General features: G+C 44.7%; 14 protein-coding genes and 1 tRNA gene. 6 read left to right on the forward strand and 9 right to left on the reverse strand.

Annotated features, from left to right (window positions below; all coding sequences use genetic code 11):
- Positions 1 to 12 precede the first annotated feature (12 nt).
- A complete protein-coding gene (locus R7035_RS11445; RefSeq protein WP_064368686.1) occupies positions 13 to 897 on the reverse strand; it encodes a D-hexose-6-phosphate mutarotase in 885 nt (294 codons plus the stop codon).
- A 156-nt stretch (positions 898 to 1,053) separates the two neighbouring features.
- Positions 1,054 to 2,049, reverse strand: coding sequence for a type I glyceraldehyde-3-phosphate dehydrogenase (gene gap, locus R7035_RS11450; protein ID WP_005380697.1), 996 nt, complete (start codon positions 2,047 to 2,049; stop codon positions 1,054 to 1,056).
- A gap of 338 nt (positions 2,050 to 2,387) precedes the next feature.
- On the opposite strand from gap, the gene msrB reads away from it, so the two are divergent.
- Entirely contained in the window at positions 2,388 to 2,795 is a 408-nt protein-coding gene (msrB, locus tag R7035_RS11455; RefSeq protein WP_005380698.1) for a peptide-methionine (R)-S-oxide reductase MsrB, read from the forward strand.
- Between the two features lie 117 nt (positions 2,796 to 2,912).
- Here msrB and R7035_RS11460 read toward each other — a convergent pair whose 3' ends face one another.
- Positions 2,913 to 3,734, reverse strand: a complete 822-nt coding sequence (locus tag R7035_RS11460) for a DUF2989 domain-containing protein (RefSeq protein ID WP_136975968.1) — start codon at positions 3,732 to 3,734, stop codon at positions 2,913 to 2,915.
- A gap of 101 nt (positions 3,735 to 3,835) precedes the next feature.
- Here R7035_RS11460 and R7035_RS11465 point away from each other — a divergent pair, with 101 nt between their 5' ends.
- Positions 3,836 to 4,120, forward strand: a complete 285-nt coding sequence (locus tag R7035_RS11465; protein ID WP_005380700.1) for a YeaC family protein — start codon at positions 3,836 to 3,838, stop codon at positions 4,118 to 4,120.
- Positions 4,121 to 4,215: 95 nt separating this feature from the next.
- On the opposite strand, the gene ansA is transcribed toward R7035_RS11465, so the two are convergent.
- Both ansA and sppA read right to left on the reverse strand, forming a co-directional pair.
- On the reverse strand, positions 4,216 to 5,229 hold the full coding sequence (ansA, locus tag R7035_RS11470) for an asparaginase (protein WP_318146140.1): 1,014 nt from the start codon (positions 5,227 to 5,229) through the stop codon (positions 4,216 to 4,218).
- 164 nt (positions 5,230 to 5,393) lie between these two features.
- Positions 5,394 to 7,244 (reverse strand): signal peptide peptidase SppA, encoded by a 1,851-nt coding sequence (gene sppA, locus R7035_RS11475; RefSeq protein ID WP_005380705.1) that lies wholly within the window; start codon positions 7,242 to 7,244, stop codon positions 5,394 to 5,396.
- Positions 7,245 to 7,468: 224 nt separating this feature from the next.
- Between sppA and R7035_RS11480 the strand changes: the two genes are divergently transcribed.
- The gene (locus R7035_RS11480; RefSeq protein WP_262651801.1) at positions 7,469 to 9,481 is read left to right on the forward strand and encodes an NADPH-dependent 2,4-dienoyl-CoA reductase; all 2,013 of its coding nucleotides are present in this window, start codon (positions 7,469 to 7,471) and stop codon (positions 9,479 to 9,481) included.
- A gap of 59 nt (positions 9,482 to 9,540) precedes the next feature.
- On the opposite strand, the gene R7035_RS11485 is transcribed toward R7035_RS11480, so the two are convergent.
- Positions 9,541 to 10,857: an MFS transporter gene (locus tag R7035_RS11485; RefSeq protein WP_054701571.1), complete on the reverse strand. Its 1,317-nt coding sequence runs from the start codon at positions 10,855 to 10,857 to the stop codon at positions 9,541 to 9,543.
- Positions 10,858 to 11,030: 173 nt separating this feature from the next.
- Between R7035_RS11485 and R7035_RS11490 the strand changes: the two genes are divergently transcribed.
- Together R7035_RS11490 and R7035_RS11495 are read left to right on the forward strand one after the other, a co-directional pair.
- Positions 11,031 to 11,579: an NAD(P)H nitroreductase gene (locus R7035_RS11490; protein WP_005380711.1), complete on the forward strand. Its 549-nt coding sequence runs from the start codon at positions 11,031 to 11,033 to the stop codon at positions 11,577 to 11,579.
- Between the two features lie 103 nt (positions 11,580 to 11,682).
- The gene (locus tag R7035_RS11495) at positions 11,683 to 13,644 is read left to right on the forward strand and encodes a DNA topoisomerase III (RefSeq protein WP_138939551.1); all 1,962 of its coding nucleotides are present in this window, start codon (positions 11,683 to 11,685) and stop codon (positions 13,642 to 13,644) included.
- A 50-nt stretch (positions 13,645 to 13,694) separates the two neighbouring features.
- Here R7035_RS11495 and R7035_RS11500 read toward each other — a convergent pair whose 3' ends face one another.
- Together R7035_RS11500 and R7035_RS11505 are read right to left on the reverse strand one after the other, a co-directional pair.
- Positions 13,695 to 13,901: a hypothetical protein gene (locus R7035_RS11500; protein WP_005380717.1), complete on the reverse strand. Its 207-nt coding sequence runs from the start codon at positions 13,899 to 13,901 to the stop codon at positions 13,695 to 13,697.
- A gap of 183 nt (positions 13,902 to 14,084) precedes the next feature.
- Positions 14,085 to 14,774 carry an SDR family oxidoreductase gene (locus R7035_RS11505; RefSeq protein ID WP_005384911.1) on the reverse strand — a complete coding sequence of 230 codons (690 nt, stop codon included), beginning with the start codon at positions 14,772 to 14,774 and terminating at the stop codon, positions 14,085 to 14,087.
- Between the two features lie 271 nt (positions 14,775 to 15,045).
- On the opposite strand from R7035_RS11505, the gene R7035_RS11510 reads away from it, so the two are divergent.
- The gene (locus tag R7035_RS11510) at positions 15,046 to 15,969 is read left to right on the forward strand and encodes a histone deacetylase (protein WP_054577627.1); all 924 of its coding nucleotides are present in this window, start codon (positions 15,046 to 15,048) and stop codon (positions 15,967 to 15,969) included.
- A 194-nt stretch (positions 15,970 to 16,163) separates the two neighbouring features.
- Here R7035_RS11510 and R7035_RS11515 read toward each other — a convergent pair.
- Positions 16,164 to 16,254 (reverse strand) — tRNA-Ser (locus R7035_RS11515).
- Positions 16,255 to 16,274 lie beyond the last annotated feature (20 nt).

The raw sequence follows: 16,274 nt of genomic DNA on the forward strand, positions 1-16,274 counted from the left end.
ATATGGTGATTCTTACTGCGCTGAAATGACAGTGACAAGTTCATGTGTCTCACCTGGTTGGAGGGTTTGACCTTGCTCAATACTTGGTGCATGAACAGTAGACTCCACACACAACATGGTTTGATAACCATCGTCAGCCATGTCACCCATGCTTTGCGCACCTTCTGCCCAAGGGTTCCATAATACTGCTGAGTTGTGGCCTTGGTTGTGTACGCTTAGCGTACGATCCAATACCGGGTCTTTTACCAAAATTTTCGCTTCTGGTTGCGTGTAAACGCGATCAATGGTGTCAGTTAGTTGTAGAACATTACCACCTTGGCATACCGCATCAGCTTTCAAGCTATCAATGTACTCGGCACCCATGCCTGTCGTTTGTGCTTGCTTAATGTCTCCAACGTTTAGGTAAGTATGTAATGCGCCAGAGAAGGTCCAAGCCTCGTCATCAATGTTCATGACTTTGAGCGTCACTTTTAGCTCATCGCCCACTTCAATCACCAAACGAGCGTCAAACATATGGGGCCAAATATCGTGGATTTCTTCTGTCGGAAACAGAGCAAGTTCAACAATCACACCGTTATGGTTCTCACGATGTTCAACCAACTCCCATTCTGCGGTGCGGGCAAAGCCGTGAGCTGGAGCAGCAATACGCCCAAACCAAGGCCAACAAACCGGAATACCACCGCGAAGAGCAGCTTTACCATCGAAGACAGCTTTTTCGCTCATCCAGATCAGATCTTCTTGACCTTCAGGCGTGAACGACACGACATGACCACCGTGTAGCGAGATGCCTGCCGTTGCTTTGTCATGAATCACGCGGACGATTTTTATCTGATCAACTTCAACGATAGTGACGTTATCAGATAGCACCGTTAGGGCTGGGAGAGTTTTTAAATCCATGTGTAGTTTCCTATCGCTGGGGGAGAGCTTTTAGACGCGCTTCGCACATTAAATGCAACATCGAGCCTGCATTCTCTCAAATTCCAGATACAAAAAAGGCGACTCTAGAGCCGCCTTTTCTTTAACGAAGTTATTCGCTAATTGCTAATTTTCTAATTACTTAGAGATGTGAGCGATTAGGTCTAGAACTTTGTTTGAGTAACCGATTTCGTTGTCGTACCAAGATACAACTTTAACGAATTTGTCAGTTAGCGCGATACCAGCTTTAGCATCGAATACTGAAGTGCAAACTTCGCCGATGAAGTCTTGAGATACAACTGCATCTTCAGTGTAGCCTAGAACGCCTTTTAGTTCGCCTTCAGAAGCTTCTTTCATCGCTTTACAGATGTCTTCGTAAGAAGCACCGTTAACTAGGTTAACAGTTAGGTCAACTACAGAAACGTTAGCAGTTGGTACGCGGAAAGCCATACCAGTTAGTTTGCCGTTTACTTCTGGAAGTACAACGCCTACAGCTTTAGCAGCACCAGTTGAAGATGGGATGATGTTTTGAGAAGCACCACGACCACCGCGCCAGTCTTTAGCAGAAGGACCATCTACAGTTTTTTGAGTTGCTGTAGTTGCGTGAACTGTAGTCATAAGACCAGATTCGATACCGAACTTGTCGTTAAGAACTTTAGCGATAGGCGCTAGACAGTTAGTAGTACAAGAAGCGTTAGAAACGATGTCTTGACCAGCGTAAGTGTCGAAGTTTACGCCGTTAACGAACATTGGAGTAGCGTCTTTAGAAGGACCAGTTAGTACAACTTTTTTCGCGCCAGCAGTGATGTGCTTACGTGCAGTCTCGTCAGTTAGGAAAAGACCAGTTGCTTCAGCTACAACGTCAACACCGATTTCGTCCCATTTTAGGTCTTCAGGGTTGCGCTCTGCAGTAACACGTACAGTTTTACCGTTAACGATTAGGTTACCGCCTTCAACTTCAACAGTACCGTTGAAACGGCCGTGAGTTGAGTCATACTTAAGCATGTATGCCATGTAATCTACATCGATAAGGTCGTTAATACCTACTACTTCGATGTCGTTGCGCTCTTGCGCTGCACGGAATACGAAACGACCGATACGGCCAAAACCGTTAATACCTACTTTGATAGTCATTATAGTTGCTCCACAACTTAATTTCTGATTAAAGATAACTGGTAGTAAAATTACAGAATCCAGTAAACATCTGCAAGTGATAATCGGACTTAACTTGTTTAAAGTCAAAAAAAAGCGACGCTTTTTTTAACAATTCTTTGCAAATGTACGTTTTTTAAACTTTTAACTGATTCTTCTGTAGCCCAGTTGGCGTAATATAACTGGTGAGATAAGTGCTCTTATCAAATTAATTACGCATGGTGTCCTGGTGAGAAAGTATGTGCTACAACTGTTAAGAGAAGCAAGTTTTTTTGCTAAAAAAGTCAATACCAAGAACAGTAAATAAGGAGCCGAAAGTCGTGGAACAAAGCGGGAAAAAAGTGACGAAGTCAGATGAACAGTGGCGTGAGCAACTGTCTGATGAAGAGTTCCGTGTTTGCCGAGAGCAAGGTACAGAGCCTCCTTTCAGCGGTAAGCTACTGCATAATAAGGAAACTGGTGTTTATGCTTGTACTTGTTGTAATGCCCCTCTCTTTGTCTCTGATAACAAGTATGACTCTGGCTGCGGATGGCCAAGTTTTGATGCGCCTATCAACGATCAAGCGGTGCGTTATTTAGAAGATCTAAGTCACGGAATGGTACGTACAGAGATTCGTTGTGCAACGTGTGATAGCCATCTAGGGCACGTTTTTGAAGATGGCCCACAGACCACAGGAGAGCGTTTTTGTGTTAATTCTGTGTCGTTAATTTTCAACAAATCAGAATAATAACGACAAAATTGTGCTCGAGATTGTTTTATCCTTTCAGGATGATTCATGCTCAACAGTGATCTGAGTGTCGCTCGACTTAAATAAAAACTCCCGCTCATTGCGGGAGTTTTTCGTTTATATCTCACTGGGTATCATTGCTGGGGAATAGATACCTTTCTCTATGGCTTTCGCCACCGATTCGGCTAATTCATCCAACTGCTTATATCGCTCTGGATGACTGAAATTGAACATACGTTGGAGCTGCTTTTCATCAGCAAGCGGTACGTCGAATCTCTTCGCGACCATTGCCCATAGATACGCTTGCTCTTTGTCTCCAAGCCCCTGATGAATACTTGCCATTGACTTGAGAATGACCGGATTGATGTTGTCTTCATCAGATAAAGACAACGCGTTATTAAGAAGCTCCAGGGTTTTCTTGGTATCTCGGTTGGTATAAAAAGTGGCTAATGCATATTGCATCTCAGCATTATTTAATTGGGGAGACCCTTCCATTTGTAAAAATGCGCGCCGAGCTTGAGTATCTCCCGTTTGAGACCATAAGAAATACAAAGTAGCCGGGTCTTCTGAGCCTTTTAACTCGTTTACAATGCCCTCTAGCTCATCAATACTGTGTACCAATGCATTAAAGCGTTGTCTTTTGAGAGCACTTTGATCAATAGGGGTGATCTGGGAGGCGAGTTCTAAGCATTTCCTATATTCAGCGACCAGACCGTATTCGATGATTTGGTTGGCCTCTGATGGGTTTTTCAATTGCTCAAACCGATGCCAAACCAAATTTGTTCTTGGAATTCGACATTGGCCGTCATCCATATTGAGCTGCTCGCAACGTAGCTCTGGTGTTTTTTGGCACAACTCTTCGGTTGTCACGTTACCTTCAAAACAGCCCGATAGCGCAAAACATGCGAGGCTGAGAAGTAACCAGTTTGTTCTTTTCATGGCTTTGCTTGTGATCCGTTACACCAATTCATTTTCGTATTCTTGACTCAGTTTCTTAACCCGTTATGTTCTGTAAATAGAATGTAATAAGAAGGTACACTATGGACGCAGAACAACTATTACAAGCGATGACTCCAGAAGTTTATGATCGCTTAGTCTATGCAGTAGAAACGGGAAGATGGCCTGAGGGTACAACACTTTCTAAAGAGCAGCGAGATTCGTGTATGCAAGCTGTGATGTTGTATCAATCAAAACATAATACTGATGCGCAGCATATGACGGTTGCAGCCGGTGGTGAAATCAGTTTTAAATCAAAACAAGAGCTTAAAAAACAATTCAGCGGAGAAGAGAGCGATATTGTTCGTGTCAATCCGAACATTGATTAATCCTTACGCCTTATTTCTCAAAATTTTATTATTTTGATTTTGAAAGAAAAAAGCCCAAATTGTATTGGGCTTTTTAGATCGTAGAAAGCTTGAACTTACAGGCTCATTTCACCACGCAGTACTTGTTGCATTCTCTCTTTTACTTCTTCGTAAGAAAGGTTTTGGCTTAGAAGGTAGTGTAGTTTTGCCAGCGCCGCTTCGGGCGTCATGTCAAAGCCACTGATAACACCAGAGTCTGCGAGCGCACAACCTGTGGCATATCCGCCCATATTCACTTTACCTGCCAAACACTGAGTTAGGTTTACGACAATAACGCCGCGCTCAGAGGCGTCTTTCAGGTGACCAAGCAGCTCAGGGTTCTGAGGAGCATTACCGACACCAAAAGTCAGAAGAATCATCGCATTCACGGGCTGACGAAGCGTGTTGCGGATAACTTCGTGTGAAATACCAGGGTACATGGTGATCACCCCGATTGGTTGTGGCGTGATGTTGTGAACCTTAAACTCACCTTCTGGTTGTGCACCAACGGTTACGCTGTTGCTAACTTGAATATTGATCCCAGCTTCCAATAGTGGAGGAAGGTTTGGTGAAGTAAAGGCATTAAAACCGTCTGCATGAGATTTTGTGCTGCGGTTACCACGCATCAATTGATTATTGAAGAACAAAGTTACTTCGTTGATCGGGTAGTTTGCTGCAATATGTAGCGCGTTTAATAGGTTTGCTTGGCCGTCAGAACGCAGCTCTGCGAGAGGGATTTGTGAACCCGTTACAATCACTGGTTTACCAAGGTTTTCAAGCATGAAAGACAATGCTGACGCTGTGTACGCCATGGTGTCAGTACCATGTAGGATAACGAAACCATCGTATTTGTCATAGTTGTCACGAATATCATTCGCAATCTGCTGCCAGTCAGCAGGTGTCATATCTGATGAGTCAATCAGAGGGTCGTATTCGTGGATGGTGTAATCCGGCATTTCAGGACGATGGAATTCGGGCATGCTTGCTAATTGCTTTTCCATAAAGCCAGCAACAGGCACATAGCCGTGGTCGGATTTTTGCATTCCGATGGTACCACCGGTGTAAGCGATGTAGATGTGTTTTCTAGTCATCGTTTTTTCTTTCGTGTAGGGGAACAGAGGCGGGGATTATATACCTAAATAACCTTGAGATGCGAGGCTATACGCACAGCATCAGAAAGTCATCTGAGGAGATGCAAAGCCTAATAAAAAGGGCACTTCAAGTAGAAGTGCCCTTTGTAATATTGATGGAAAAACTACTGCACTTGGCAGTTCAAACAAAATGCGTATTGACCTTTAGGATCGTTGAAGCTTTGGAGCAAGCTTGCGTCTTGTTCGAATTGTTGAGCTACGGGTTGAAGACTTTTTGGTAGCAAGCTTGTTGCATCAATACCTAGAGAGACTTTCACCTGTTTCATAAACTCTTGCAGAAATAGTTCAGTAGGTGAAAGAGGCTCTTCTACCCAGTAAATGCCGTAATCGGTCACGTTCGCTAGTTTCGCCGCTAGCTCTACAGCATCATCAAAGTCACCCATTTGATCGACAAGACCAAAGGATAGTGCATCTTGGCCAGTCCAAACTCGACCTTGAGCAACTTTGTCAACTTCCTCTAGAGACATATCGCGATTCTCGCCAACTAGAGAAATAAAGCGCTTGTAACCGTGTTCGATACCTAATTGGAACACTTGAGACGCGCCCTCAGAAAGGCCAGTGGTAATACCGTCACCTGAGAACGGCGATGTGCCAACGCCATCAGTATTAATACCTAACTTGCTAAAGCCTTTTTCAAACGTGGTGATGACACTAAATATACCAATGGAGCCCGTCAGGGTTGTTGGCTGAGCAACGATTTTGTCTGCGCTCATTGAAATCCAATAACCACCAGAAGCGGCCAAACTCGACATGGATACAACAACCGGCTTACCTGCTTGCTTCAGAGCTTCTACTTCGTTACGAATCACTTCAGAAGCAAAGGCACTGCCTCCTGGACTATCTACTCGTAATACGACCGCTTTCACTTTTTCATCATTGCGTGCTTGACGCAGCAAGCTTGCGACGGTGTCACCACCAACAGTTCCGCGAGGTTGTTGACCGTCCATAATCGCGCCACTGGCTAGAACAACGGCGATGTCGTGCTGAGGTAGTGTGTAATCGGGACGAATCGTTGCAAGGTAGTCGTAGTAACCAATCGCGTTGTAGCTGTCTTTGCCGTCACTACCAAACTGTTTTGCAAATAGAGTGCGAATGTCTTGGCGTGTCGCAAGTTCATCCACTAGCCCCAGTTTGACTGCGAGCTGAGCAATATCGCCATTTACAGACTTCATCTCGTTAATCAGCTCATCCATGGTTGGATTAAGCACTTTCGCATCAATGTTTCGGTTTGTTGTTACGTCATCAACAAAAGCACTCCACAATTGAGTAACCCAGCGTGTTGCTGACTCTTTCGCCGCATCGGACATGTCATCACGAATAAACGGTTCGATCGCGGATTTATAAGTACCTACGCGAAAAACATGAGTGGAAACGTCAAGCTTTTCAAGTAACGTTTTGTAGTACATTGAGTAAGCGCTGTAACCTTTAATCAATACACCACCATCAGGTGCCAGATAAACTTTGTCAGCGTAACTTGCCAAGTAATATTGGCTTTGGTTGTAGAAATCACCTACGGCGTAAACGGGTTTGCCTGACGCTTTAAATTCGTTCAACGCTTTCGCGATGTAACGTAGTTTCGTGAGATTTGTTTCTGGCATGTCTCGCAGTGCTAGCACTAATCCAGATACTTTAGGATCGTCTTTCGCGTAGCGAATAGTATCAACGATATCGAAAAGGACGTTTTCTTTCGGTAACTCATTACCCAAAAGGGAACCAGCAAAAGAGTCCATTGGGTTTACATAACGTCTTTGTTCGACAATTGGGCCTGAAAGGTTCATCACCAATGCCGATTCTTTTTCGACGACAGGTTGACCGTCTCCGGTATAAGTAAAGGCAAAGTAGAAAACGGCAATCATCAGCAAGAAAATTAGGTTTGCCAGTGCGAGTCTGATGAAAGTGATACTTTTCCATATCCCTTTAAATATCAAACCAATAAATTTGAAGAGTTTTTTCATCTTGTCTCCATAACGAGATAGTTACGCCGAGTCTAACAAAGTATGGGTTCTTATCTCTAAGATCTCAAAAGATAACATTTTTTTAGCTTATCACGACCACTCAACAATTGGCATATTTTCACACGAGATTGATCGGTGTTACAAAAATGTAAACGCTTGTTTGATTTTTTGGTTGAGCAGGCTTAATCTGGTCAGACCATGATAATAACAATGGATGTTAAGTGATGTCTGCCATGTACCCAAACCTATTAAAGCCACTGGATCTCGGTTTCACACAATTACGAAACCGAGTTCTGATGGGATCAATGCACACGGGCTTAGAAGAGCACAAAGAAGGATTACACAAGCTCGCTGCTTTTTATGAAAAACGCGCGAAAGGCGGTGTCGGACTGATTGTAACCGGAGGTTTTTCTCCTAACTTACGCGGTCGTTTACACCCGTTGAGTGCTGAATTCAGCAAGCCAAAACATGCTAAAGCCCATAAAGTTGTGACAGAAGCGGTGCACAAGCACGGTGGTAAAATTGCGTTGCAAATTCTCCATGCTGGGCGTTATGCAATGCATCCATTCTCGCAAAGTGCATCTGGCATTAAAGCGCCGATTGCAAAGTTTGCTCCGAGTGAAATGAGCGACCGCCAGATAAAGAAAACCATCGACGCGTTTGCTAATAGTGCGGAGTTAGCACAGCTTGCTGGTTATGATGGCGTCGAGTTAATGGGCTCGGAAGGTTACTTGATAAACCAATTCTTATGTAAACGTACTAATATGCGTTACGACGAGTGGGGTGGCAGCTATAAAAAACGTATGCGTTTTCCGTTAGAAATTGTTAAAGCGGTACGCAAGGCGGTAGGTGACAAGTTCATCATCATCTTCCGTCTTTCTATGCTGGATCTTGTCGAGCAGGGCAGTACTTTTGAAGACGTTATCGAATTGGCGAAAGCACTTGAAGAGGCTGGCGTCACGATTATTAATACGGGTATCGGTTGGCATGAGGCTCGAATTCCGACCATTGCGACTCAAGTACCACGTGGTGCGTTTACATGGGTTACGGAAAAAGTTAAACCTCACGTTTCGGTTCCTATTATCACTTGCAACCGTATAAATACGCCAGATGAAGCAGAACGCATTTTATCTTCAGGTCATGCCGACATGGTTTCGATGGCGCGCCCATTCTTGGCCGATCCTTACTTTGTTGCTAAAGCCGAACAGGAAAAAGCGCAGCTTATTAATACGTGTATTGGTTGTAATCAGGCGTGTCTAGATAACGTGTTTAAAGGTAAGCGCGCCAGTTGCTTAGTGAACCCTTTAGCGTGCTATGAAACCGAAATTGTTGTTGAACCAGCCTTTAAGAAGAAAAACATTGCAGTTGTTGGTGCAGGCCCTGCGGGCTTGGCTTGTGCGACCACACTGGCTGAACGTGGTCATAAGGTTGATTTGTTCGAAAAGAACGACCGCATCGGTGGTCAGTTCCGTCTTGCGATGCAGATCCCTGGTAAGGAAGAGTTTCGAGAGACGATACGATATTTCGCTAACCGTATTGATGAAACAGGCGTGAATCTGCACTTATCGACGGAAGCGAACTATGACTTACTCACAGAATACGATGAGATAGTGATGGCATCGGGTGTTGAGCCACGTAAAGTCAATATTGATGGAATTGATAACCCAGAGAAAGTCGTCGACTATCAAACTCTCATTCGAGACAAAACGCCAGTCGGTGAGAAAGTGGCTATCGTTGGTGCTGGTGGCATTGGCGTAGATGTCGCGACCATGCTCACAGAGCCAGTTGGACAAACGTTGGATGACTGGTTGCATGAATGGGGAATCGACAAGGAGATGTCTCAGCCGGGTGGTTTATACCCTTACCCTGATGCGGTTAGCGATAAAGAAGTCTGGGTACTTCAGCGTCGTAAAGGTCGTGTAGGTAAAGGTCCGGGTAAAACGACAGGTTGGATCCATAAACGTACCCTTGAAAAACGGGGCGTACATTTAGTCGGTGGTGTGTCTTACGATAAAATTGATGATCAAGGTTTGCACATTCATGTAGATGGAAAAGAACAATTATTGAACGCGGACAAAGTCGTCATTTGTGCGGGGCAAGAGTCTGTTCGTCCGTTTGAAGATAAATGGTCTGAACTCGGAGAGAAGATTCATATCATTGGCGGAGCTGACCATGCGGGTGAACTTGATGCTGTGCGTGCGATTCGTCAAGGTGTTAAATTGGCGGTAAAACTCTAGCCTTTTAATGTGTGTTTACCATAAAAGCTGCGCTTTGAGCGCAGCTTTTTTGTATAGAACTAGTCACTGATATCTGGCAGTTGTTTGGCCATTACCACGCCAGCAAAAGTAATAAAAGAGAACACTAACACCACAGCTGAAAGGCTCAAGAAGTTCGACATAACACCAAGAGAGCTCATTAGAAGCAGCATTATCCCAACCACTGTGTTACTCACGGCTACATAGCTCGTCCGTTTGTCACCTTCTGCGATATCAACTAAATAGGTTTTTCGTCCGACTCGTATTCCGTCGTGGGCAATACAAACACAAAAGTAAAGCAGAGGAATCACGAATAGGAAGCTTTGGCTAGCGGTGACCCATGTATCGTAAACAAATAACACAACACCAAGTAGCGCGCTCATCATTGCGCCTATGACCATCACACTGCGGCTAGAGCGATCGGACATTCTTCCCCAGAAAGGACCTGACACAAAGGAGGCTAAGCCACTCGCAAACATAAAGAGAGCTAGCACCCAGAGCTGTCCACCCAGAGATTGCTGTGCTAGCACAACGTAGTACGGTGCACTCAGCGCAGAACATAAAAATAGTGTCCGCGTGATAACGAATCGACGAAAGGTCACGTCTGTCTTAAGTAACGCGAGTTGTTTAAATGCTTCGAGGACGCCATTTCGACCACCGTCTACCTCACCGGCATACTCATTAATTCGCGCATAGACTAATGCCGCGATGAGCCATATGACGCCCGCTAAGCCTAAACTCAGACCGTAAAAGCGCTCTGTCGGTTCTACGTCCCATAACCAGGCTAGTGCCAGAAGGCTCGCGAAAAGTAGCGTAACCAGGCCAGCAGCGCTTGAAGACCAGCCGTTGACTTGACCTCGTTGGTTTTTAGGGATGGTTTTGCCCAATACATCTTTTGATGCGACGGAATTTAAACCGCGTGAGAGGCTGAAGATCACAAGGCATGCAATCACACCATAACCCGCAGCTGCTCCTGTTAGAGTTAATGCGACCAATCCGATTGCAAATATGGAAAGAGCCTGCAAGATACTGCCAATTACCCAGACCCATTTTCTTACTGGAATGCGTCGGATGTAGTGCGCGATGCTAAGTTGTGGGATAAGGGATCCTGACTCACGAATAGGAACCAGCCAACCAATTAAGTAAACCGGAGCCCCGAGACTTTGTAGTATCCACGGCAACGTGACTTTAGGATTGATTAACGCATCGCCGACTTTCGTTAAAAACTGAGCGAGAATGATTTTAAGAAAGTTGCCGGGAACTTGATGACAAGCTGATTCAGGAATCGCCTTACAGGCACGGGCATCTTCGTCATTAACGATCTTTTCGTAAATGCTGTTTTGTTTGTCCTTGTTCATCAACCTGCCTATGTTCAACTTATTCATTTTGCGAATAAATTAACATTAAACCCAGATTGATGTTAAGTGAAGCACGTTATCAAGCCCACAGAAAACCGGTTGTTATTCGCAGGAGCAGATTGTGCTAAAGTGGCGTAAACAAAATAACAACGATATTCAATAAGGATTCTTTCATGGACGCTCTCGATCTTTTGCTCAATCGCCGATCTATCGCGAAGTTATCCGCGCCTGCACCAGAAGGTAAAGCTCTTGAGAACATCATTCGTGCTGGCCTTCGTGCGCCTGACCATGCGGGATTAACCCCTTGGCGTTTCGTTATCGCACAGGGCGATGGTTTGAAAAAACTGTCAGATATCTTGGTAAAAGCGGCAGAAGCTGAAAATAGTGATGAAGCGGTGGTCGAAAAGGTAAAGAATGCCCCATTTCGCGCACCAATGGTGATCACGGTGATTGCTAAAGTAACAGAACATGAGAAAGTACCAGCACTAGAGCAACACTTATCTGCGGGATGCGCTGTACAAGCGATGCAAATGGCAGCCGTAGCGCAAGGCTTTCAAGGGTTTTGGCGCTCAGGTAAGTGGATGTTCCATCCAGAAGTTCATCAAGCATTTGGTTTAGAAGGTGACGATGAGATTGTTGGTTTCTTGTACTTAGGCACGCCTGGTTGTACACCGATGAAAGTTCCTGAGCGTGACCTTTCTCAGTTTGTTGAATTTCTATAACTGAAAACTTAAATAAACTGACTGTTTATTTATACAGTTTTTCTTGATTTATTAGGGCTACATTCGTTAATGTGGCCCTAATTATATTTATTTCCAAAACGTTATGTCTCGTCTGTTTATTGCTGAAAAACCAAGCTTAGGCCGTGCGATTGCCGCTGCACTGCCAAACCCTCAAAAGAAAGATCAAGGATTCATCCGCTGTGGGAACGGGGATATCGTTACTTGGTGTATCGGCCATTTGCTCGAACAAGTCGAACCTGACGCTTACGATGAGCGTTATAAAAAGTGGAATATGGCAGATTTACCAATTGTTCCGCAGCAATGGCAGCTCAGACCGAGGAAAAGCGCAAGTAAGCAATTAACAGTGATTCGTAAATTGCTCAAAGAAGCTAACGAAGTCATTCATGCAGGAGACCCAGATCGAGAGGGTCAGCTGTTAGTTGATGAAGTTCTGGACTATTGCAAGTTATCTAAAACCAAGAAGGAATCCACACAGCGTTTGCTGATTTCCGATTTGAACTTACCTGCGGTTAAACGCGCACTCAGTTCTATGCGCAGTAATCGCGAGTTTATCCCACTTTCAGTTTCTGCATTGGCCCGCTCTCGGGCTGATTGGCTGTATGGTATGAACATGTCTCGTGCTTATACCTTGCTTGGTCAAAAAGCAGGGTATCAAGGTGTTCTCTCGGTAGGGCGAGTGCAAACGCCAGTTCTTGGCTTAGTGGTGCGTCGTGATGAAGAAATCGAAAACTTTGTCCCGAAGGACTATTTTACCCTACATGCTCTGATCCCATATCAAGATGCCAATGGTACTTTTGATATTCGTGCTCGTTGGAAGCCAAGTGAGGCATGCAAGCCTTGGCAGGACGAAGAAGGTCGAGTGTTAAACCGTAAGTTGGTGGAAAATGTTGCAAACCGCATCGCAAATCAACCTGCAAAAGTGACGGAGTCGGAACAAAAGCAAACCAAGCAATCAGCACCATTACCTTATTCGTTATCTGCCTTACAGATCGATGCCGCGAAGCGCTATGGTATGAGTGCGCAACAAGTACTAGATACTTGTCAGGCATTGTATGAAAAGCACAAGCTGATCACTTACCCGCGTTCAGATTGTCGCTATTTACCGATGGAACACTACTCACAAGCAGGGACGGTGACAACTGCTATTGCGAATAACGCAAAAGAGTTGCAAGTTGCCGTTCAGGGAGCAGACTTAACATTAAAGTCCAAAGCCTGGAACGATAAAAAAGTGGATGCGCACCATGCGATTATCCCTACACCGAAGCAAGCTAATGTGAATGCGCTTTCCGGCAATGAGATGAAAGTGTATCAATTGATTGCGCGCCAGTACCTCATGCAGTTCTATCCGGCGGCGGTTTACGCAGAAGCGAAATTGGTTTTCGATATCGCTGGTGGTACGTTTGTCGCGAAAGGTCGTCAGTTAGTTTCGCCGGGTTGGAAAGCGCTAATGGGCAAAACTGACAAGGAAGATGAAGGTATTGATGCCGTGCCACCGCTACCCGAAGGCACCGTGTTAACTTGTCGTGAAGGGGAAATAAAAGACCGAAAAACCGAGCCACCAAAGCATTTTACCGAGGCATCGCTGTTGCAAGCGATGACCGGGATCGCCCGTTATGTTGCGGATAAAGAACTGAAAAAAATCCTTCGTGACACTGATGGGCTAGGCACGGAAGCGACTCGCGCTGGTATTTTGGACACGCTGTTCAAACGCCAACTGCTTACGCGTCAAGGTAAGTCAATTCTCAGTTCTCCTGCGGGAAGAGGTCTCATTCATGCCTTGCCAGAAGATTCAACATACCCTGATATGACGGCTCATTGGGAGCACCAGTTACAAGGTATGGCAGAGAGAAATCAAGCATATCAGCCGTTCATGCAAGCACTGGAACAACGCATTGATAGCTTGATGGCACAAGTAAAAGCAGGGCCTATCCCTGATTCATTACGTCATCTACCCAAGGCGGAACGTCCTGCGTTTAAACGTAAAAAGCGCAGTTATTCAAAGAATGGTGGCGCGACTAAATCTCGTTCAACCAAAGGTAAGTAGGCATAGGACAAGCGCGGCGTAATTAAACACCGCGCATGCTTGAAAATAGATTACTCGAACAGGTCACCGTGGTTTTGGATCGCGCCTCTTACTTCACCTTGAGTTAACACGCGTTTGTCCAGTACCTCTTTCACCTGGTTGCCCAAGTCAACTAATGTATCTCGATTCGCTTGAGTTTGGCGTTTACCAGCACTTCTCAAGCAGTAATTTAGTTCGTGCTCTTCGCTAAAATTAACCAAATCCCTATCTGCTGCCATCGAGCTTTCTCCTTATTTGTTTTACTTTTTCCTAAGTCTGGATTGGATGTAGATAAATTCAAGTTAGATTGCGCGAATTATGCTGGTGGATCACTGATGAACATTATGTTTGCCAACCAAGTCACGATTATGAAGCCTGGCTTTGATGGTATTTGGTTTAGTGATGGTTGTGTCTTAATGCTGCTACCAAGGTAACTCAGTACCATCGTAGTTAATAAATCGACCTGAAAGCTGCGGTGTGCTCAGTTCTATCACGTTCGCTAGGCCTTGCGCGGAGGTTTGCGTATCTATCAAAGCATTTGGCCCGCCCATCGCCGTTTTTACCCAACCAGGGTGAAGCGCCAAAACAGTAAACCCTTCAGGTGTTAAATCATTACTTAAGCTTTTAACAACCGAGTTAAGCGCCGCTTTCGATGAGCGATAAATATAGCCGCCGCCGGACGTATTTTCGGTCATACTGCCGACTTTTGATGAGATACAAGCAATCTTTTTCATCTTGCCTTGTTGTAAGCGAGGGTAACAGTACTCAACCAGTTTTAACGGAGCAATGGTGTTTACTTCGAAGACTTTACGCCATGCTTCTACGTCAGTATTTCCAAAGCCATATCCCTTGGGGCCGTAATATCCTGCATTATTGATGAGTAAGTCGATGGCAGGGAGTTTATCGGCAAGCTTAGCGACTTGTTCGTAGTGCGTGACATCCAGTTCGTGCAAAACTAGATTGCTGAATTGTGAGGCTAGAGTTTGTAGTTCTGAACTGTTCTCTAAGGAACGGCTAGTAGCATGCACTTGGTGGCCTTGCTTCAGGTACAGCTCAGTTAAGCTAAGGCCAATGCCGCGATTTGCTCCGGTAATAAAGACGGTTTGACTCATACAAACACCTATGTTTTTTTGATTTCAGTTGAAAGTCATTGTGTTAGTTAAGCACAATAAAATCAACCAACCACCACGCACCAACAACAAGAGATGAAAATAGGGACAGGGCACAAAGAGAGCCAAATAGTGCGCCGAGAATAGCAAAGAAAGTAGAATTCATATGTATATTAAATTTAATTGATATTGAAAATCATTATCAATTAAATTGCGTTTTATTCAACCCTTTAAGTTGATACTATTTCGTTACCATTGTTATTAAGAATTTCTCATGCTGCCATTTATCTACCACCCGATTTATTCTCAACTTGAGTTGCCAGAGGGGCATCGTTACCCAATTATGAAATACCAGTACCTCTATGAATCGGTATTGGTGCATATGGAGAAAGATAACTGGAAAGAGCACACGCAGTTTTTCCAGCCCGAAGCATTAACTGTTGGGGAAGTAAAACGTGTTCATGACGAGGAATACGTCGAGTTACTTGTTAGTGGAAATATGCCAGCTGCGAAGATGCGCCGAATAGGTTTTCCTTGGAGTGAGTCTCTCATTACCAGAACGCTAACTTCAGCAGCGGGCACGGCTCTGACCGCAAAAAAGGCACTTGAGTACGGTGTGGCCATTCATTTGAGTGGTGGGTATCACCACGCACACAAAGAGTTTGGCAGTGGTTTTTGTTTATTTAATGACTTAGTGATCGCGGCCAGGCAAGCGCTCGAAGTCGAGCATGTCGATAAAGTATTGATCATTGATAGTGATGTTCACCATGGGGATGGAACAGCAACTTTATGTGACGATGAGCCAGATATCATCACGCTTTCTTTCCACTGTGATAAAAACTTCCCAGCGAGGAAGCCTCAGTCTGACCTCGATGTGCCTTTGGTGCGAGGAACAGGTGATGAGGATTTTTTAATGGCGTTTAAAGAAGTGGTCGATATGGCACTTAATCTTCATCGCCCTGATTTAGTTATCTACGATGCTGGTGTCGATATACATCAGGACGATGAGCTTGGATATTTTGATGTGTCGACTCAAGGGATTTTAGAACGTGATAGATTTTTAATGCACACAGTGAAATCTCGAGGTATCCCTGTCGCAGCTGTCGTTGGAGGTGGATATCGAACGAATCATGCTGACCTCGTCCCAATCCACTTGCAGCTTATCAATGCCGCTAAAGAAGCCTTTATTGATGAGTAGATACAACGAGACGTAAATATCAAATTGATTCAACACAGGAACGAACGAAAAGGGCATTAATTTTTTGTGGGTTCTTTCTGAGTGTGGCGGAGTGCTTAGTTGCGTTCAAGAAGTGATAAGTGATTTGTACAAATCTTTTTAAGTCTGGAGATGCGAAAAAGCCCGCTAATTTCTTAGCGGGCTTTTTCTAAAAGTGGCGGAGAGATAGGGATTTGAACCCTAGATACGCTATTAACGTATGCCGGTTTTCAAGACCGGTGCTTTCAACCACTCAGCCATCTCTCCGTTGTTGAGGCGCATAATAT

The sequence above is a fragment of the Vibrio sp. 1731 genome (assembly GCF_033339955.1).
GTDB classification, from domain to species: Bacteria; Pseudomonadota; Gammaproteobacteria; order Enterobacterales; family Vibrionaceae; genus Vibrio; species Vibrio alginolyticus.